This window comes from Streptomyces sp. NBC_00078 (assembly GCF_026343335.1).
Classification (GTDB): Bacteria; Actinomycetota; Actinomycetes; order Streptomycetales; family Streptomycetaceae; genus Streptomyces.
This window is the reverse complement of record NZ_JAPELX010000001.1, coordinates 7162194-7181339: the sequence shown is the minus strand read 5'-3', so window position 1 is coordinate 7181339 and position 19146 is coordinate 7162194. Positions and strand designations below refer to the sequence as shown.

Below are 19146 nucleotides of genomic sequence, written 5' to 3'. Positions count from 1 at the left end.
CAGGGCGACGAAAAGAACCAGCCAGAGCGGAAAGCGGAAGGGGCGGCGTGCGGGTCAGACCTGCCGCCACGCCTCCAGCGCCAGGCCCGGCTCGTCCTTGCGGCGGGTCAGGAGCAACTGGCCGGTCGACGGGGACAACGTTGCCGCCACCACGCGGCCTTCCTCGTCCACCGCGAGCGAAACTTCCGCGTCCAGGGGCAGTTGGGGCCCCGACTCGGTCCACCAGGCGCCGGCCGACTCCTGCTCGGTGGGATAGGCGGCGAAGGCGACACGGCCGCTCGCCGAGCGCTGCGCGAGCAAGGTGCAGTCGTGGCCGTCGAGTTCGCAGCGCACGGCGCAGACGGGTCCCGGTCCGGCGGACGGCAGGAGCGCGACCGGCTTGCCGCCGGGGCGCCAGGCGCACAGGTCGCCCGAGTCATCGGTGTAGAAGAGGGTGGTGGCGTCGGCAGAGGTGGCGAGGGCGCGCAGGGTGCCCGCGCGGACCGGGGCCTCCATCGCCTCCTCCAGGGCGGGCTGCGCTCCCGGCTCCTCCTGCCGCCAGTGCAGGATGCCGCCTGGTACCGCCGCGTACAGCTCGACGCGTCCCGACTCGCCCGTCACGGCCGCCAACTCGTCCTGTACGTCACGCCCCTTGAGGTCGCGCCAGGGGTCCCAGCCGCCCTTCTCCTTCTGCGCGAGCATGCTCACCCCGCCGCCCTTGTTGCGGACGAAGACATGGGCGCGGCCCTCGGCGTCGACGGCAACGGCGGGAGTGCCGGTGCCGGGGCCCTTCCCGTCGGGGTGTCCGAGGGGACTCCAGTCGAGGGCGGCGAGCCGGGGGCGGTAGTGCGTGGAGTGGACGAGGCCGGACTCGCCGGGGACGGTGGGCCGCCAGGAGACCAGATGGGCGTAGGAGTCGCTGCCTTGGCCGATGGCGGGTGAGGAGTGCAGCTTCTGGTCGCCGCCGATCTTGTGCGGGGGCGTCCAGTGGCCGCCGGGTCCGCGTTCCGCGCGGCACAGGACGGCGCCGTCCGTCGGCAGGTAGACACTGAGCCGGCCGTCGCGGCCGCGTATGAGCCAGTCGCCGTTCACCGGTTCACTCTAAGCGGGGCCGTGCACGGACCGCGTCCCGGCCCCTGGGTCACGCACGTCTCCACGTGGGTCCCGTGCGCGCGGCGGGCACTCCCAGCGGGCAGGCTGTTCCCAGCACCGCCGCACGAGTGCTCCACCGCACGAGTAAGGAAGCCGACCTCATGACCGATCAACTCACCGTGAGCGTCCTCGGAACGGGCATCATGGGCGCCGCGATGGCCCGTAACCTCGCCCGCGCCGGACACTCCGTCCGGGCCTGGAACCGCACCCGGGCCAAGGCCGAGCCGCTCGCCGCCGACGGCGCCCATGTCGCCGCCTCCCCCGCCGAGGCGGTCGAGGGCGCCGACGTCGTCCTGACCATCCTCTACGACGGTCCGGCCGCCCTGGACGTCATGCGCGAGGCGGCGCCCGCCCTGCGGCCCGGCGCCGCCTGGGTGCAGTCGACCACCGCCGGCATCGAGCGGGTCGGCGAGCTGGCCGCCTTCGCCCGCGAGCACGGACTGGTCTTCTACGACGCCCCCGTGCTCGGCACCCGCCAGCCCGCGGAGGCCGGCCTGCTGACCGTGCTGGCCGCCGGGCCCGTCGAGGGCCGCGGGGCGGTCGAGCCGGTGTTCGACGCGGTCGGCGCCCGGACGCTGTGGACCGGCGAGGACGGGGCGCAGGGCAGCGCGACCCGTCTGAAGCTGGTGGCCAACAGCTGGGTCATCGCCGCGACCGCGGCCACCGGCGAGGTCCTGGCCCTGGCGCAGGCACTCGGCGTCGACCCGCACGACTTCTTCGACCTCATCGCCGAGGGCCCGCTCGACATGGGCTATCTCAGGGCCAAGGCAGAACTGGTTCTGGAAGACCGGCTCACTCCGGCCCAGTTCGCGGTGACCACGGCCGCGAAGGACGCCCGCCTCATCGTCGAGGCGGGACAGAACAACGGGGTCCGCCTGGACGTCGCCGCGGCAAGCGCCGAGCGCATGGAGCGGGCCGCCGCACAGGGCCATGCCGACGAGGACATGGTCGCGGCGTACTTCGCGAGCTTCGACGAGAAGCGGGCCGGCTGACCCGGCGCCCTCCCCCGGCCGTGCGAACCTTGCCGCATGGATGAGAGTTCCCCCCTGCTCGTGATCGTCGACGCCGCGAACGTCGTCGGGTCGGTCCCCGACGGCTGGTGGCGCGACCGACGGGGCGCCGCGGAACGCCTCCGCGACCGGCTGGCCGCCGACGGCCTGCCGGGTCACTCGGGCCCCGTGGAGATCGTGCTGGTGGTGGAGGGGGCCGCGCGCGGGGTGGAGACGGTCCCCGGCGTACACGTCGAGTCGGCGCCGGGCAGCGGGGACGACCACATGGTCGGCCTGGTGGCGGACGCGGGCGAGCGACCCGTACTGGTGGTGACGGCGGACCGGGAACTGCGACGGCGCGTGCAGGACCTGGGCGCGGACGTGACGGGCCCACGGACCGTCAGGCCGGCCTAGGCACTCGCCCGCCGGGGAAGAACGCCGTACGGCCCCGCAGCCTCCGCCGAAGCGGGGCGGGCGGGGCCGTGTACGTGTCCGTCGGCGCTATCGCTCCTGCGGTCGGGGCGCTTCCTGTGACCGTGCGAGGCGGCTGTGGGTGCGGCCGTAGAAGAAGTACACGACGAAGCCGATGACCATCCAGATGCCGAACCGCAGCCAGGTCTCGGCGGGCAGGTTCAGCATCAGCCACAGGGAGGCCAGCACCGACACGATCGGCAGGGCCGGAACCCATGGGGTGCGGAAGGAGCGCTCCAGGTCGGGGCGGCTCCGGCGCAGGATGATGACGCTGATCGCGACGATGATGAAGGCGAAGAGCGTGCCGATGTTCACCAGTTCGGCGAGTTCGCTGAGGCTGGTGAAACCGGCCACGATCGCGATGATGACACCGAGCAGGATCGTGGGCCGGTACGGGGTGCGGAATTTCGGGTGGGTGTGCGAGAAGAACCGGGGCAGCAGTCCGTCGCGGCTCATCGCGAAGAACACCCGGGACTGGCCGAGCAGCAGGATCATGCACACCGTGGTCAGGCCGACGGCGGCGCCGAAGCTGATCAGGCCCGCGAACCAGGGGTGGCCGGTCGCCTTGAACGCGTCGGCGAGCGGGGCGTCCACGGACAGCCTGCTGTACTTCTGCATGCCCGTCACGACGATCGACACGGCCACGTACAGCGCGGTGCAGATGATCAGGGAGCCGATGATGCCGCGCGGCACGTCCCGCTGCGGGTTGCGGGTCTCCTCGGCGGCGGTGGCCACCACGTCGAAGCCGATGAAGGCGAAGAAGACGACGGACGCGGCGGTGAAGATGCCCATGACGCCGAAGTTCGAGGGCGCCCAGCCGAACATCAGCTGGATCAGGGGGGCCTTGAGGTCGCCGCCCGCCTCCACGGCGTGCGCCTTGGGCACGAACGGGTCGTAGTTGCTGCCCTTGACGAAGAAGGCGCCCGCAATGATGACGACCAGGACGACGGCCACCTTGATGGCGACGACGACCGAGGTGACCCGGGCGGAGAGCTTCATGCCGACGACGAGGATGGCGGTCAGCACCAGCACGAGCAGCGCCGCGAGGATGTCGAAGCCGAAACCGGAGGCGCCGTCCCGGCCACTGAGCGACGCGGGCAGATCCCAGCCCGCGTTGTCCAGCAGCGAGTGGATGTAGCCGGACCAGCCGACGGCGACCACCGCGGTGCCGAGAGCCAGCTCCAGGACCAGGTCCCAGCCGATGATCCAGGCGGGCAGCTCGCCGAGCGACGCGTACGAGAACGTGTACGCGGAGCCCGCGACCGGGACCGTGGAGGCGAACTCGGCGTAGCACAGCGCGGCGAGCGCGCAGACCACGCCTGCCACGACGAAGGACAGGGACACGGCGGGGCCCGCGGTGTTCTTGGCGGCCGTGCCGGTGAGGACGAAGATGCCGGTCCCGATGATGACACCCACGCCGAAGACCGTCAGGTCGAGGGCGGACAGGGACTTCCTGAGCGAATGCTCCGGCTCCTCGGTGTCCTTGATGGACTGCTCGATGTTCTTCGTCCTGAACAGCGTGCTGTTCACGTGCCTACCTCCCACGCTTGTCGTCCTCGACATGATCGAGAGGGCCGGAAGTTCCTATGCCCCGGCACAGGCAGGTTCACGCAAACGGGCCGGTTCCGCTACCTGTAGGAGTGGCGGAACCGGTCCGTGAGGCGCATTCTTGCCGACTTCTCAGTCGCGCGCGGGCTCCACCGAGTCGACCCCGGCCGCCGTACGGTCGAACCTGCCGTCCAGCTTGGAGACCAGGCCGGTGACCTGGCGAGCGATGTCGGGGGCCGTGAGGCCGATCTCCGCCATGACCTCGGCGCGGGCTGCGTGGTCGAGGAAGCGCGGCGGAATGCCGAAGTCGCGCAGCGGGATGTCGACGCCCGCGTCCCGCAGGGCCTGTGCGATCGACGAACCCACGCCGCCGACACGGCTGTTGTCCTCGACGGTGACGACCACGCGGTGCCGCTCCGCGAGGGGTCCCATGGCCTCGTCGACGGGCTTGACCCAGCGCGGGTCGACGACGGTGGTGGAGATGCCCTGCTTGTCGAGCAGGGAGGCGATCTCCAGGCACATGGGGGCCAGGGCACCCACGGAGACGAGGAGCACGTCGGGCGTGTCCGTCCCCGGCTCGCGCAGGACGTCCATGCCGCCCACGCGTCCCACGGCGGGTACGGCGGGGCCGACGGCGCCCTTGGAGAAGCGGACCACGGTCGGCGCGTCCTTGACCTCGACGGCCTCGCGCAGCTGGGCGCGGACCTGGTCGGCGTCGCGCGGGGCGGCGAGCCTGAGGCCGGGCACGACCTGCAGGATCGACATGTCCCACATGCCGTTGTGGGAGGCGCCGTCGGTGCCGGTGACGCCGGCCCGGTCCAGGACGAAGGTGACCCCGCACCTGTGCAGGGCGACGTCCATCAGGACCTGGTCGAAGGCGCGGTTGAGGAAGGTGGCGTAGACGGCGAAGACGGGGTGCAGTCCGCCGGTGGCGAGGCCCGCCGCCGACACGGCGGCGTGCTGCTCCGCGATGCCGACGTCGTAGATCCGCTCCGGGAAGGTGTCGGCGAACTTCTTCAGTCCGACCGGCTGCAGCATCGCCGCCGTGATGGCCACGATGTCCTTGCGTTCCTTGCCGAGCTTGACCATCTCGTCGCCGAAGACCGAGGTCCAGTCGGCGCCCGAGGCCTTGATCGGCAGGCCGGTGTCGGGGTGGATGGGGCCGATGCCGTGGAAGCGGTCGGCCTCGTCCTGGAGGGCGGGCTGGTAGCCGCGGCCCTTCTCGGTGAGGCAGTGCACGATGACCGGGCCGCCGAACCGCTTGGCCCGCGCCAGCGCCGACTCCAGGGCCTCGATGTCGTGGCCGTCGATCGGGCCGACGTACTTCAGGCCCAGGTCCTCGAACATGCCCTGCGGCGCGATGAAGTCCTTGAGGCCCTTCTTCGCCCCGTGCAGGGTCTCGTAGAGGGGTCTGCCGACGACCGGAGTGCGCTCCAGGAGGTCCTTGCCGCGGGCCAGGAAGCGCTCGTAGCCGTCGGTCGTACGAAGCGTCGCGAGGTGGTTGGCGAGCCCGCCGATGGTCGGCGCGTACGACCGCTCGTTGTCGTTGACGACGATGACGAGGGGCCGGTCCTTGGCGGCGGCGATGTTGTTGAGGGCCTCCCAGGCCATGCCGCCGGTCAGCGCACCGTCACCGATCACGGCGACCACGTGGTCGTCGCGTTCGAGGATCTCGTTGGCCTTCGCCAGGCCGTCGGCCCAGCCGAGCACCGTGGAGGCGTGGCTGTTCTCGATGACGTCGTGCTCGGACTCGGCCTGCGAGGGGTAGCCGGACAGGCCGCCCTTCATCTTCAGCCTGGAGAAGTCCTGACGGCCGGTGAGCAGCTTGTGCACGTAGGACTGGTGGCCCGTGTCCCACAGCACCCTGTCCTTGGGGGACTCGAAGACACGGTGCAGGGCGATGGTCAGCTCGACCACACCGAGGTTGGGGCCGAGGTGGCCGCCGGTCTTGGAGACCGCGTCGACGAGGAAGGTCCGGATCTCCTCCGCCAGCTGGTCCAGCTGCTCCAGGCTGAGCCGGTCCAGATCGCGCGGTCCCCTGATGCGGGTCAGCAGCGGCACCCGTGCCTCCTTGCAGTAGAGCTGATCGAGCTGTTGCCGGGCTTGTCGAGTCTAATGTTCCGCCTTTGCGGTCGACGCCCGGGCGGTGCGTGATACGTCACGCGATCGGCTGTACCCACGATCGGGCCGTCCTACGAGTCCCACGAGGAGTACGAGTCCCACGAGGAGTACGAGTCCCACGACATGACTGTGCCCGGCACCACCATGGGTGCCGGGCACAGATTCGGAAAGCCGTGCTAGGCGCGGCCGGCCGCCTTCTGGCTCCTGCGGGACACGGAGTCGATGACCACGGCACCCAGCAGGACCGCGCCGGTGATCATGTACTGGATGGACGTGTTCATGTTGAGCAGGTCCAGGCCGGTCTGGATCGACTGGATGACCAGCATGCCCAGCAGGGCGGACCAGACCGAGCCCCGGCCGCCGAACAGCGACGTACCGCCGATGACCGCCGCGGCGATGGCGAGCATCAGGGTGTTGCCGCCGCCGGCGCTCAGCGTCGCGCTCGCGGTCTGGCCGGCGAAGAACATACCGCCGACCGCCGCGAAGCCACCCGAGATGGCGAACACCGTGATGCGGATCAGCGGCACGTTGATACCGGCACGGCGGGCCGCCTCGATGCCGCCGCCGACCGCGAACACCTTGCGGCCGTACGTCGTACGACGCAGCACGAAGTCCACGACCACCAGTGCCGCCAGGAAGATCACCAGCGCGTTGGAGACACCGGACGCGTTGTTCAGCACTGCCGCGGCGACGAAGGACGCGATCGCCAGCGCGCCGACGCGCACCAGGATCTCGGTGGTCGGCCGGAACGGCACGCCCGCGGCCTTGCGGCGGCGCTGCTCGCTGAAGTTGCCGACGAGCATCAGCACCACACCGAGGCCGGCCAGCAGGTAGGCGCCGATGATGGCCTGGTCCATGAAGAACGAGCTCTGGCCCAGCAGGTGGACCGGACCGGAGTCGGACGGGATGTTGATGGTGCCGCTGGAACCCAGCAGCCAGAGCATCAGGCCGTTCCAGCCGAGGAAGCCGGCCAGGGTGACCACGAAGGCGGGTACGCCGATCTTCGCGAAGAACCAGCCCTGCAGCGCGCCGATACCGATACCCGTGAGGACCGCGAGGACCAGCGACAGCCAGGGGTTCATGCCGTGTGAGACCACGAACACCGCGAACAGGGTGGAGCCCAGACCGCTGACCGAACCGACCGACAGGTCGATCTCGCCGAGCAGCAGGACGAACACCAGGCCGATGGCGAGCATGCCGGTGGCCGACATGTAGTAGCTGATGTTCGAGACGTTGTCGGCGCTGAGGAAGCGGTCGTTCTGCAGCTGGAAGATCGTCCAGATGACGATCAGGCCGACCACCACCGGCAGCGAGCCCAGCTCACCACCCTTGACCTTGCGCGTGAACTCCGTCCAGTAGCCCTTGAAGCCCTCTTCGCGGACCAGCAGACGGGGGTCGACCGTGGCGATCGACGCGGCCGTGGGGTCGTCGGTGGCCGCGGCCACCGTCTGCGTCTCGGCGGCCGCCTTGGAAACCTTGGATGTGTCGCTCACTGTGCCGCCTCCGTGCTGCGACGCCCCGCACGGCGGGTGACGGCGTTGTCCGTGGCACCCGTGATCGCGGAGATGATCTCTTCCTGACTGGTGTTCTTCACCGAGAAGGAACCGTTGTTCCTGCCCAGCCGCAGTACGGCGACGGTGTCGGCGACAGCCTTCACATCGGCCATGTTGTGGCTGATGAGGATGACGGCGAGGTTCTGCTCGCGCAGCCGCTCGACGAGGTCGAGGACCTGCGCGGTCTGCTCGACGCCGAGTGCGGCGGTGGGCTCGTCGAGGATGACGACCTTGGGGTCGCCGATCAGGGCGCGCGCGATGGCGACGACCTGGCGCTGACCGCCGGAGAGGCTGGCGATCGGGATGCGCACGCTCGGGATGCGGATGGAGAGCGTGCTCAGCAGTTCGCGCGCCTTCTTCTCCATCGTGACCTCGTCGATGACGCCGCGGTGCAGCAGCTCACGTCCGAGGTAGAGGTTGCCGACCACGTCGAGGTTGTCGCAGAGCGCGAGGTCCTGGTAGACCGTCGCGACACCGAGTCCCTGTGCGTCGTGCGGCCGGGTGATGCTGACCGGCTTGCCCTCCCACTCGATGACGCCCTCATCGATGGGATGCACACCGGCGATCGTCTTGACCAGCGTGGACTTTCCGGCGCCGTTGTCGCCGACCAGGGCGACCACTTCTCCGGCGTGGACCTCCAGTTCGACCTCGGTGAGTGCCTGCACCGCACCGAATCGCTTGGAGACTCCGCGCAACGCCAACACAGGCGTAGCGGACACGTGAACCATCTCCTTCGCCGCCTGACCGGCGGGGTACCGCGCTTGGGGTAGGGCGCGGAGGGATGTGCTGTGAGCACTGTCGTATAGGTCGAAATTGCGCGTCTGCGGTGCCTCTTGGCAACGGCTGTGTGCGCGGTGTTTCTGTCCGGCGCCCGCCCCGCAGCGGGGTTGGTAGGCGCGGCGAGCGCCGGACAGGCTCTGTGCCCGCCGCCGCCGGGGCGGGTCCGCGAGGGACCCCGTCCCGGGGCTCGGGCGCCTTTTACTGCAGGCCGGCCTTCTTGCACGCGGTGGCGTAGGTCGGGGTGCAGATCTGGGCGACGGTGTAGAGACCGTCCTTGACGACCGTGTCCTTGATGTTCTTCACGGTCACCGAGATCGGGGTCAGCAGCTTGGCCTGCACCTTGTCACCGGAACCGCTGGTCACCGTGGTGTCGGCGAGGGACTTGATGTCCTTGCCCTGGAGCAGGTTGACCGCGAGTTCGGCGGCGTTGTCGGCCTCGCCCTTGTAGGGCTTGTAGACGGTCGCCGACTGGGTGTTGGAGACGATCCGCTGGATGGCCGCGAGCTCGGCGTCCTGACCGGTCAGCGGGATGCCGCTGATGCCGGCGCCCTTGAGGGTGTTGGCGATACCACCGGCCATGCCGTCGTTGGCGGCGTAGACGCCGGCGATGTTCTTGGCGCCCAGCTGGGTGATGGCCGCGGACATCTTCTGCGCGGCGACGGTGTCCTTCCACAGGCCGGACTGCTCGTAGGCGATGTTGACCTTGCCGTCGAGGACCTTGTGCGCACCCTGCTTGAACTGGGCGGCGTTCGGGTCGGCGTCGTCACCGTTGATCATGACGACCTTCGCCTTGGGGGTCGCCTTGGAGCCGAGCGCGTCGAGCAGCGCCTGGCCCTGGAGCTGGCCGACCTTGACGTTGTCGAAGGAGACGTACGCGGAGATCGGGCCCTGGGCCAGACGGTCGTACGCGACGACCTTGACGCCCTTGCTGGTCGCGGACTGGATGGAGGACTTGATGGCGGCGGAGTCCTGGGCGGAGATCACGATGACCTTGACGCCCTTGGTGACCATGCTGCTCATCTGCTGAGCCTGCTTGGTCGGGTCCGCCGCGGCGTTGGCGTAGGAGACGGTGCAGTCGCTGCACAGCTCCTTGACCTTTGCCTGGAAGTACGGCTTGTCGAACTTCTCGTACCGCGCGGTGACGTTGTCGGGCAGGAGCAGGCCGATCGACTTGCTGCCACTGCCGGAGCTGGCGCTGGAACCGCTGTCCTTCTTGTCGCCGGCCTTGCCACAGGCTGCGGCCGAGACAGCGAGCGCCGAGACCACGACGGTCACGGCTGCGCGGCGCATGAGCGTGTTCACTTGGGAAACCTCCCTGACGAGGCCGCGACGGTGCGGCCGAGGTGGCTGGAAGTCAACTCGGCCACACGTGCGACGTCAAGAAGTAAATCCTTAACGAGATGGCAACGGTGCCATCCGTTCTCTAAGTGAAGGCAGGGGTCGCCGAAGCGAGTGTGCCGTCCAAAAGGGTCGAATCGCCCATCTCGCTGAGTGCGAGAGCAAGCGCTCCAAGCACCTCCGCACGGCCCCCAAGTGCCCCCGGGAGAACGGAGAGTTGACGCGCCGCGCTGGGGATCGCGTAGCGGCCGACAGACTCCCTTATCGGCCCGAGCACCAGCTCACCGGCCTCGGCGAGATCACCACCGAGGACCACCCTGCTCGGGTTCAGCAGATTGCAGAGATTGGCGACTCCACTGCCGATATGTCGGCCGACGTCGGCGATCACCCGACGACAACCCGGGTCTCCGTCCCTGGCCAGCCGCACGACGCCTTCCATCGTCAGGTCGGTCCCATGGCTGGACTGGAGGAGCGGCAGCACATAGCGCGCGGCCGCGAAGGTCTCCAGACAGCCCCGGTTTCCACAGCGGCAGACAGGGCCGGATTCGTCAAGAGTAATATGACCGATTTCTCCCGCTGTGCCACCCGGGCCGCGGTAGATCTTTCCGTCGATCACCAGGCCGGCGCCGACGCCGCTCGCGACCTTGATGTAGGCGAGGTCGCGGACACCCCTGCCGCTGCCCCAGACCAGCTCACCGAGGGCGCCGAGGTTGGCGTCGTTGTCCACGTGCACGGGCACGCCGAGCCGCTCGCGCAGCTCCTCGGCGGGCTTGGTGCCGGTCCAGCCCGGCAGGATGGCGGTCGAGCCGAGGCTGCCGGACTCCACGTCGATCGGGCCGGGCACGCCGACGCCCACACCGGCGACCTTGGACCGGTCGACGCCCGTTGCTGCAATCAGGCGATTGACCAGCTCTTCCGCCCGGTCGAAGCCCTGTGTCGAGGAGGCGTCCACGTCGAGCGGCTCGGACTCCTCGGCCAGCACCTGGTGGGCGAGGTTGCCGACCGCCACGCGCAGATGCGTGTGCCCGAAGTCCACGCCGATGACAATGCCGGCGTCCCCGCTCAGGGAGACGCTGCGGGCCCTGCGGCCACCTGCCGAAGTGGGCGTGACCTCGACTGTTCCGCCGTCCTTGAGCTCGCGGACGATGTTGGAGACGGTCGCGGCGGACAGCCCTGTGGTCCTGGCGATCTCCGCCTGCGTGAGCGACCCGGCCAGCCGTACGGCCCGTACGACCCGCTCAAGGTTGGCTCGGTGCAGTGACGACTGCGACCCCGGAGTCTCCACGACGACCTCCTGCGCGCGGGACCGCTTCTATGAGGCCCCCTCTATGTCCAACTAGTGAACTCTAAGCTGAGCCGTTCGGGTCACCTCCCGTCAAGAGGTTGAACCGTATCGGGGTCCCTGTTCACATACGTGAGCGCCGCCCCCGGGGAACCAGGGGCGGCGCGTCCACAAGCCGTCCGGTGCTACTTGAGCGCGCCCGCGGTCAGCCCCTGCACCACCTGCCGCTGGAAGACGATGTACGCCACCAGAACCGGCAGCATCGCCATCACCAGGCCGGCGAAGAGGCCGGACCAGTCACCCTTGTAGCCCTGGCTGGCCGCGAGCTGCACCAGCCCCTGCGTCAGCACCCGCTTGTCCGGGTCGGTGTTGAGCACCGTCGGCAGCATGTACTGGTTCCACTGGCCGAGGAAGTTGAAGATCCCCACGCTGATCAGGCCGGGCTTGGCCATCGGCAGCATGATCTGGAAGAACGTCCGGCTGTGCGAGGCCCCGTCGACGAAGGCCGCCTCCGCCACCGAGGTCGGCAGGGTGCGGAAGAACGCGGTCAGGAAGAAGACCGTGAAGGGCAGCGAGTAGGCGATGTAGACGAGGATCAGACCGTGGATGGTGTTCAGGAGGCCCATGTTGTTCACGACGTAGAACAGCGGGACCAGCGCGAGCATGATCGGGAAGCTCATGCCGCCGATGAACAGGTAGTAGATGAAGCGGTTGCCCGGGAAGTCGAACCTGGCGAGCACGTAGGCCGCCATCGAGCCCAGCACCAGGGTGCCGATGAGCGAACCCGCCACCACCAGAACGGTGTTGAGGAAGTAGTCGCTCATGTTGGCGTCGGTCCAGGCCCGCGCCCAGTTGTCGAAGTGCAGCTTGTCGGGCAGCGCCCAGGGCGAGCTGAAGATGGAGTTGTCGTCCTTGAAGGACGTCATCACGGCCCACAGCAGCGGCATGACGACCATGAACGCCCAGAGGATGAGCATCCCGTGGGAGAAGACGTTGAGAACGCTTCCTTCCTTCTTCTCCTTCACGGGCCGGGCAGCCGGGGCGTCGACCTTGCTGACGGTGGCGCCGGACTCGGCCGGCACGGGGGCGGGGGTCTGTGTCGTCTTCATGTGATCAGTACTCCAGCCGCTCGCGCCGGCCCAGCCGCATCACGAGCGCCGCGAAGGCCAGCGTGACGACGAGCAGGGCGACGCCGATGGTGGTGGCGTAGGCGGCCTGCCCGTCACGGAACGCCTTCTGGTACACGTACAGGACCATGACGGTGGTCGAGTAGTCGGGACCGCCCGGCCCGGTCGTCATGATCTGTACGACCGCGAAGGACTCGGCGCCCAGCGCGAGGATGCCCATGTAGACCCAGCCGGACTGCACGGTGTCCCACAGCAGCGGCAGGGTGATCCGGAAGAACGTGCTGACGCGGTTCGCACCGTCCAGCAGCGCGGCCTCGTACAGGTCCGCCGGGATGGAGGCCATACCGGCGGAGAAGAGGACCACGAAGAAGCCGACAGTGGACCAGACGAGCACGGCCATCACGCACCACAGGGCGAGGCTCGGATCGCCCAGCCAGAGCGGCTGGATGCTGCCGAGCCCGATTCCGCGCAGCAGGGAGTTGATCGCGCCGCTGTCCGGGTTGTAGGCGAAGGCGAACAGCAGGGCGACGATCGCGATCGAGAGCACCTGCGGGAAGAAATAGACGATCTTGTAGAAGGAGGAGCCCCGGACTCCGGAGATCACCGGGCCGCCCCTCCTTCTCCGTCCGCCCACATTGATCATGAAGGCGAAGAACAACGCCAGACTGATCGTCACCAACGGCAGCACCAACGCGAACAGCAGGCTGTGCTGCAACGACTTCCAGAAGATGTCGTCGTCGAGCATCCTTTTGTAGTTGTCGAAGCCGACCATCTTGAATTCGGGACTCAGGCCGGTCCAGTCCGTGAACGAGTAGTAGATGGACTGGATGAAAGGCCAGACGACGAAAAGCGCGTACAGCCCCAGGGGCAGCGCCAGAAACCCCACGATGAACCGGTACTTGCCGTGCTGCATTACTACCTACCCCGATCTCTGGGCGGGTGCTGCCGCCCAGGGCCTGGCCGGCGGATCATGCCGGCGTCGCGGGCCCTGGCACGCACATCTGCAGCGTTGTCGTCGGTCGCCGACGCTCCGCGTCGACTCCCTCCTCCGCCTTGCAGCTGCACGCACCAGACCCCGCTCGGGGCGGCTGAGACGAGCAGTCTCCTGCAGCCGGCCTGATCCGCCGGACAGGCCCTGTGACGGACCCTCACTGGTGCTTGTAGTGCTTGATCGACGTGTCCTTCGCGGCCGCGTCGGCGAAGCCCTGGATCTTCTTGATCGTCTCGGCCGGCGTCGCCCGCCCGGCCATCATCTCGCCGAGGCCCGCGACACCGATCTGCTCCTTCTGCAACTGCACGTACCAGTCCTGCAGCCGCGGATTCAGCACGTTCTGGCCGGCGAGCTTGAGCGCCGCGACACCGGAGGTGAGGCCCGGGGTCAGGGAGATCCCGGAGGTGCCGCCGTTGTACGCCGTCAGCGACTTCACCTTGCTGGTGAAGTTCTTCGAGGATGCCTCGCTGAGCATGATGCGCAGCTGCTCCATGCCGCCCTCGGGGTTCTTCGCCTTGGCCGGCACGATGAAGGGCTCACCGCCGGACGCCCAGATCGTACCGAAGGGCAGCTTGTCGGAGCTGTCGATGCCGGTGGGCGCGGAGACGGCGAGGTTGAAGTCCTTGGGGATGACGTTCGCCGACTCGTTCTCCACCCAGGAGCCGTTCGGGATGAACAGCGCCTTGCCCTTGGCCCACGCGGTCTGCGACTGGATGTGGTCCAGGCCGGGGGTGCCCTTGAGGATGTAGCCCTTCTTGTAGAGCTCGTAGTAGGCGTCGAAACACGCCTTGACGGCCGGGTGCTTCCAGGCGTTCGGCTCAAGGTTGTCGATGGCGTCGAGGACCTCGCGGCCGCCGACCTTGCCGATCATGGGGTAGAGCGAGAAGGGGATGTAGTACGGGTACTTGCCCGCGTACGTCCAGCCCGCCATGCCCTTCTTCTTGGCCTTCTCGCACACGGCGAGCATCTCGTCCCAGGTCTTGGGGTACTCCGCGTCGAGCGACTCCAGGGCCTTCTGCGAATACCAGACGCCGTACACCGTGTAGGCGTAGTACATGATCCAGACCGGGTCGCCGTCGAACTGGCCCATCTCCACGATGCCGGGGCGCAGCGTGTCGCGGACCTTCTTGTTCGGGTCGTCGTAGGACGGGGCGTCAAGCAGCGGGGTGAGGTCGGCGAGCTGCTTCTTGCCGACGAGGACGCCCATGTCCATCTGCTCGGCGCCGGAGTTGTCGATCAGGTCCGGCGGAGTCCCCTGGTTGAAGCGGGGCTGCAGGGTGGACTGGATCTTCTGGGTCGCGGAGAACTTCACCTTCACCTTCGGGAAGTTCTTCTCGTAGATCCTCACGGCGTCCTGGGCGTACTCCTTGCCGAAGCCGCCGTCGAAGAGGACGAACTCCATACCCGCGGTGTCGTTGACGCCCAGCGGGTTCTTGGCGGTCTTCTTGCCCGCCTTGGCCTTGTCGCCGCTGTCGCCGCCGCCGCTGCTGGCACACGCCGACAGGAAGCTCATCGTGGGTACGGAGATCAGTCCGAGCGCGGCCGACCGCTTGATCAGATCGCGGCGGCCGACACCCCGTGCGCCGGTGTTTTCCGCGCCGGTGTTCTCGGCGGAAGTGGATCCCATGCTCAAGTCCTCGCCTTCTCCAGGACTCAGGCGGTGAACCGGATCCTCCCCGGCACCGCGGTCAGGTCAAGCAGGGTCGTGCAGGAAGTGCGGATCGTGAAGAACGGATCGGATGAATCGCCGACAGGTATAGTCCACTTCCCGCCAACGGAGCAAGATCGAATGCAAGGTTGGCCAATGGTCTTATCCGAGTTGAGACCTCCAGGAAATATGAGGCGCCTGTGACCACCTTGCCGGAAAAATCCGCGACATAGGCCCCGAATGCCACAGGCAACACCCTTGACATCACTGGCCACTTGGCCCACTACTGGTCTCTGCGCGTCGAAGTTGACAACGTTGTCCTAATGACCGCAGGGAGGGTGCTGGCGTATGCGGCACAGAGCTCGGCACAGCTGGGGTCCGGCGGTCGTGTTCGCGGCCGCCTTTGCCTTGGCGATCGGCTCGCAGGGGGCGGCGACCGCGCTGCCGGCGCAGGCGAAGGCCGCCGACAAGGGGTTCGCGTCCTCGTTCGAGGCGGGTGACCCGGCGCCGGACTGGCTGAACACGGTCGACACGGCACCGGACGGCGGCAAGCGGGCCTCGGGCGTCGACGGCGGCTACAGCAGCGGCATCCCGGGCAACGTCACCGACCATGTGACGGACGTGCGGGCCAGTGCCGAGAACACGGGCGGCGGCGAGGTGAAGGAGAACCTCGTCGACGGCGAGTCCGGCACCAAGTGGCTGACGTTCGCGCCCACCGGCTGGGCCGAGTTCGACCTGGACAAGCCGGTCAGGCTCGTGACGTACGCGCTCACCTCGGCCAACGACTCCGCCGAGCGCGACCCGAAGGACTGGACCCTGCAGGGCTCCACCGACGGCAAGGACTGGAAGACCCTCGACAGCCGCACCGGCGAGTCCTTCGCCGAGCGCTTCCAGACGAAGTCCTACGACCTGGCCGAGCCCGCCGAGTACCAGCACTTCCGGCTCGACATCACGAAAAACAACGGCGCCGACGACATCCTGCAACTCGCCGACGTGCAGTTCTCCACGGGCGGCAGCGGCGGCCCGGTGCCGCAGGACATGCTCTCGCTGGTCGACCGCGGCCCGAGCGGGTCGCCCACCGCGAAGGCGGGCGCCGGATTCACCGGAAAGAGGGCCCTGCGCTACGCCGGTCGGCACACCGTCGACGGGCGGGCGTACTCGTACAACAAGATCTTCGACGTGAACGTGGCCGTCGGCCGGGACACCGAGCTGTCGTACCGGATCTTCCCGTCCATGGCGGACGGCGACCGGGACTACGACGCCACGAATGTCTCCGTCGACCTGGCCTTCACGGACGGCACCTATCTGAGCGGCCTGGGCGCGAGTGACCAGCACGGCTTCGGGCTCTCGCCGCAGGCGCAGGGCGCGGCCAAGATCCTCTACGTCAACCAGTGGAACAACGTCGTCTCACGGATCGGGTCCGTCGCGGCCGGCAGGACCGTCGACCGGATCCTGGTGGCGTACGACTCCCCCAAGGGCCCGGCGGAGTTCCGCGGCTGGCTGGACGACATCTCGATTCTGAGCGTGGCACCCGGGAAGCCGAAGGCCCATCTGTCCGACTACGCCCTCACCACCCGCGGCACCAACTCCAGCGGCGGCTTCTCGCGCGGCAACAACTTCCCCGCGACCGCCGTGCCGCACGGCTTCAACTTCTGGACGCCGGTGACCAACGCGTCCTCGCTGAGCTGGCTGTACGACTACGCGCGGGCCAACAACGACGACAACCTGCCGACGATCCAGGCCTTCAGCGCGAGCCACGAGCCGAGCCCTTGGATGGGCGACCGGCAGACCTTCCAGGTGATGCCGTCCGCCGCGTCCGGCACCCCGGACACCGGCCGTCAGGCGCGGGAGCTGGCCTTCCGGCACGAGAACGAGACCGCGCGGCCGTACTACTACGGGGTGCGGTTCGAGAACGGTCTGAAGGCCGAGATGACCCCGACCGACCACGCGGCCGCCCTGCGCTTCACCTACCCGGGCGACGACGCGAGCGTCGTCTTCGACAACGTGACGGAGCAGGCGGGGCTCACCCTCGACAAGGAGAACGGGGTCGTCACCGGCTACTCGGACGTGAAGTCCGGGCTGTCGACGGGGGCGACCCGGCTGTTCGTGTACGGCGCGTTCGACAAGCCGGTGAAGGACGGGTCCTCCAGCGGGGTCAAGGGCTACCTGCGGTTCGACGCGGGCTCCGGCCGCACGGTCACCCTCCGCCTCGCCACCTCGCTGATCAGCGTCGACCAGGCCAAGGACAACCTCCGCCAGGAGATCCCGGACGGCACGTCCTTCGACACGGTGAAGAACCGCGCCCGGCACACCTGGGACAGGCTGCTCGGCAAGGTCGAGGTCGAGGGTGCGACGCCGGACCAGCTCACCACCCTCTACTCCAGCATGTACAGGCTGTACCTGTACCCCAACTCCGGCTTCGAGAAGGTCGGTTCGAAGGACCAGTACGCCTCGCCGTTCTCGCCGATGCCGGGCCCCGACACCCCGACCCACACCGGCGCGGAGATCGTGGACGGCAAGGTGTACGTCAACAACGGCTTCTGGGACACCTATCGGACCACCTGGCCGGCGTACTCCTTCCTGACGCCCTCTCAGGCGGGCGAGATGGTCGACGGGTTCGTGCAGCAGTACAAGGACGGCGGCTGGACCTCGCGCTGGTCCTCCCCCGGCTACGCGGACCTGATGACCGGCACCTCCTCGGACGTGGCCTTCGCGGACGCGTACGTCAAGGGCGTCCACTTCGACGCGAAGGCGGCCTACGACGCTGCCGTGAAGAACGCGACGGTCGTGCCGCCGGCGTCGGGCGTGGGCCGCAAGGGCATGGCGACCTCGCCCTTCCTCGGCTACACGAGCACCGACACCGGCGAGGGCCTGTCGTGGGCGATGGAGGGCTACGTCAACGACTACGGCATCGCGCGGATGGGGCAGGCCCTCTACAAAAAGACGGGCGAGAGGCGCTACAACGAGGAGTCGGAGTACTTCCTCAACCGCGCCCGGGACTATGTGAACCTCTTCGACCCCAGGGCGGGCTTCTTCCAGGGCAAGGACGCGGGGGGCCACTGGCGGGTGGACTCCGCCACGTACGACCCGCGCGTGTGGGGTTACGACTACACGGAGACCGACGGCTGGGGCTACGCCTTCACCGCCCCGCAGGACAGCCGGGGCCTGGCCAACCTGTACGGCGGCCGCAAGGGGCTCGCGGACAAGCTCGACGAGTACTTCGCCACCCCGGAGACGGCGTCCCCGGACTTCGTCGGCTCCTACGGCGGTGTCATCCACGAGATGACCGAGGCGCGGGACGTCCGGATGGGCCAGTACGGGCACTCCAACCAGGTCGCGCACCACGTCAACTACATGTACGACGCTGCGGGCGAGCCGTACAAGGCGCAGAAGAACGTCCGTGAGGTGCTCTCCCGCCTGTACACCGGCAGCGAGATCGGGCAGGGCTACCACGGCGACGAGGACAACGGCGAGCAGTCGGCCTGGTACCTGTTCTCCTCGCTCGGCTTCTATCCGCTGGTGATGGGCAGCGGCGAGTACGCGATCGGCTCCCCGCTGTTCAAGAAGGCGACGGTGCACCTGGAGAACGGGCACGACCTCGTCGTCAAGGCGCCGAAGAACTGCGCGAAGAACGTGTACGTGCAGGGGCTGAAGGTCAACGGCCGTACGTGGACGAGGACTTCGCTCCCTCACTCGCTGCTGGAGAAGGGCGGCGTCCTGGACTTCGACCTGGGGCCGAAGCCCTCGTCCTGGGGCACGGGCAAGGGTGCGGCGCCCGTGTCGATCACGCAGGACGACAAGGTGCCGACGCCTCGTGCGGACGTGCTGAAGGGTGACGGGGCGCTGTTCGACAACACGTCGGCGACGGACGCCACCGTGACGTCCGTGGACCTGCCGGTCTCCGGGGCGGTCAAGGGCCTCCAGTACACGGTGACCTCGTCCGCCGACCGCGCCCTGGCGCCGACCGGCTGGACGCTCCAGGGCTCGGACGACGGGACCACCTGGAAGACCCTGGACATCCGGTCCGGCGAGTCCTTCCGATGGGACCGGCAGACACGCGCGTTCACCGTCCAGTCTCCGGGCACGTACGGGAAGTACCGTCTGGTCCTCGACGGCGAGGCGGTGGTGTCGGAGGTCGAACTGCTCGCCTGAGCAGCCGGGTTGGGG

Annotated in this window: 13 protein-coding genes; 3 read left to right on the top strand and 10 right to left on the bottom strand. The window is 68.5% G+C overall.

Annotated elements, in window-relative coordinates; all coding sequences use genetic code 11:
• Window positions 1-54: 54 nt before the first annotated feature.
• A complete protein-coding gene (locus tag OOK07_RS33525) occupies window positions 55-1071 on the bottom strand; it encodes a PLL family lectin (protein WP_266800184.1) in 1017 nt (338 codons plus the stop codon).
• Window positions 1072-1232: 161 nt separating this feature from the next.
• Here OOK07_RS33525 and OOK07_RS33520 point away from each other — a divergent pair, with 161 nt between their 5' ends.
• Both OOK07_RS33520 and OOK07_RS33515 read left to right on the top strand, forming a co-directional pair.
• Window positions 1233-2123, top strand: coding sequence for an NAD(P)-dependent oxidoreductase (locus tag OOK07_RS33520; RefSeq protein ID WP_266685554.1), 891 nt, complete (start codon window positions 1233-1235; stop codon window positions 2121-2123).
• A 36-nt stretch (window positions 2124-2159) separates the two neighbouring features.
• Window positions 2160-2534 (top strand): PIN domain-containing protein, encoded by a 375-nt coding sequence (locus OOK07_RS33515; protein WP_266685553.1) that lies wholly within the window; start codon window positions 2160-2162, stop codon window positions 2532-2534.
• 87 nt (window positions 2535-2621) lie between these two features.
• Here the strand turns inward: OOK07_RS33515 and OOK07_RS33510 are convergent, their stop codons facing one another.
• From OOK07_RS33510 to ngcE, 9 genes are all read right to left on the bottom strand, one after another.
• Window positions 2622-4121 (bottom strand): amino acid permease, encoded by a 1500-nt coding sequence (locus OOK07_RS33510; protein WP_266685552.1) that lies wholly within the window; start codon window positions 4119-4121, stop codon window positions 2622-2624.
• A 150-nt stretch (window positions 4122-4271) separates the two neighbouring features.
• On the bottom strand, window positions 4272-6200 hold the full coding sequence (gene dxs, locus OOK07_RS33505; protein ID WP_266685551.1) for a 1-deoxy-D-xylulose-5-phosphate synthase: 1929 nt from the start codon (window positions 6198-6200) through the stop codon (window positions 4272-4274).
• 236 nt (window positions 6201-6436) lie between these two features.
• Complete coding sequence (locus OOK07_RS33500) at window positions 6437-7753, bottom strand: sugar ABC transporter permease (RefSeq protein WP_266685549.1); 1317 nt, start codon at window positions 7751-7753, stop codon at window positions 6437-6439.
• Window positions 7750-8541 carry an ATP-binding cassette domain-containing protein gene (locus OOK07_RS33495; protein WP_266685548.1) on the bottom strand — a complete coding sequence of 264 codons (792 nt, stop codon included), beginning with the start codon at window positions 8539-8541 and terminating at the stop codon, window positions 7750-7752. The genes OOK07_RS33500 and OOK07_RS33495 overlap by 4 nt, the downstream gene beginning before the upstream one ends.
• 250 nt (window positions 8542-8791) lie before the next feature.
• The gene (locus OOK07_RS33490) at window positions 8792-9883 is read right to left on the bottom strand and encodes a sugar ABC transporter substrate-binding protein (protein ID WP_266802113.1); all 1092 of its coding nucleotides are present in this window, start codon (window positions 9881-9883) and stop codon (window positions 8792-8794) included.
• A 133-nt stretch (window positions 9884-10016) separates the two neighbouring features.
• Window positions 10017-11216, bottom strand: coding sequence for an ROK family transcriptional regulator (gene rok7B7 / locus OOK07_RS33485; RefSeq protein ID WP_266685547.1), 1200 nt, complete (start codon window positions 11214-11216; stop codon window positions 10017-10019).
• 182 nt (window positions 11217-11398) lie between these two features.
• A complete protein-coding gene (locus OOK07_RS33480; protein WP_266685545.1) occupies window positions 11399-12322 on the bottom strand; it encodes a carbohydrate ABC transporter permease in 924 nt (307 codons plus the stop codon).
• Between the two features lie 4 nt (window positions 12323-12326).
• Window positions 12327-13253 carry a carbohydrate ABC transporter permease gene (locus OOK07_RS33475; protein ID WP_266800180.1) on the bottom strand — a complete coding sequence of 309 codons (927 nt, stop codon included), beginning with the start codon at window positions 13251-13253 and terminating at the stop codon, window positions 12327-12329.
• A 235-nt stretch (window positions 13254-13488) separates the two neighbouring features.
• Window positions 13489-14958 (bottom strand): N-acetylglucosamine/diacetylchitobiose ABC transporter substrate-binding protein, encoded by a 1470-nt coding sequence (ngcE, locus tag OOK07_RS33470; RefSeq protein WP_266800179.1) that lies wholly within the window; start codon window positions 14956-14958, stop codon window positions 13489-13491.
• A gap of 369 nt (window positions 14959-15327) precedes the next feature.
• On the opposite strand from ngcE, the gene OOK07_RS33465 reads away from it, so the two are divergent.
• Window positions 15328-19131 (top strand): GH92 family glycosyl hydrolase, encoded by a 3804-nt coding sequence (locus OOK07_RS33465; RefSeq protein WP_266800177.1) that lies wholly within the window; start codon window positions 15328-15330, stop codon window positions 19129-19131.
• Window positions 19132-19146: the final 15 nt, after the last annotated feature.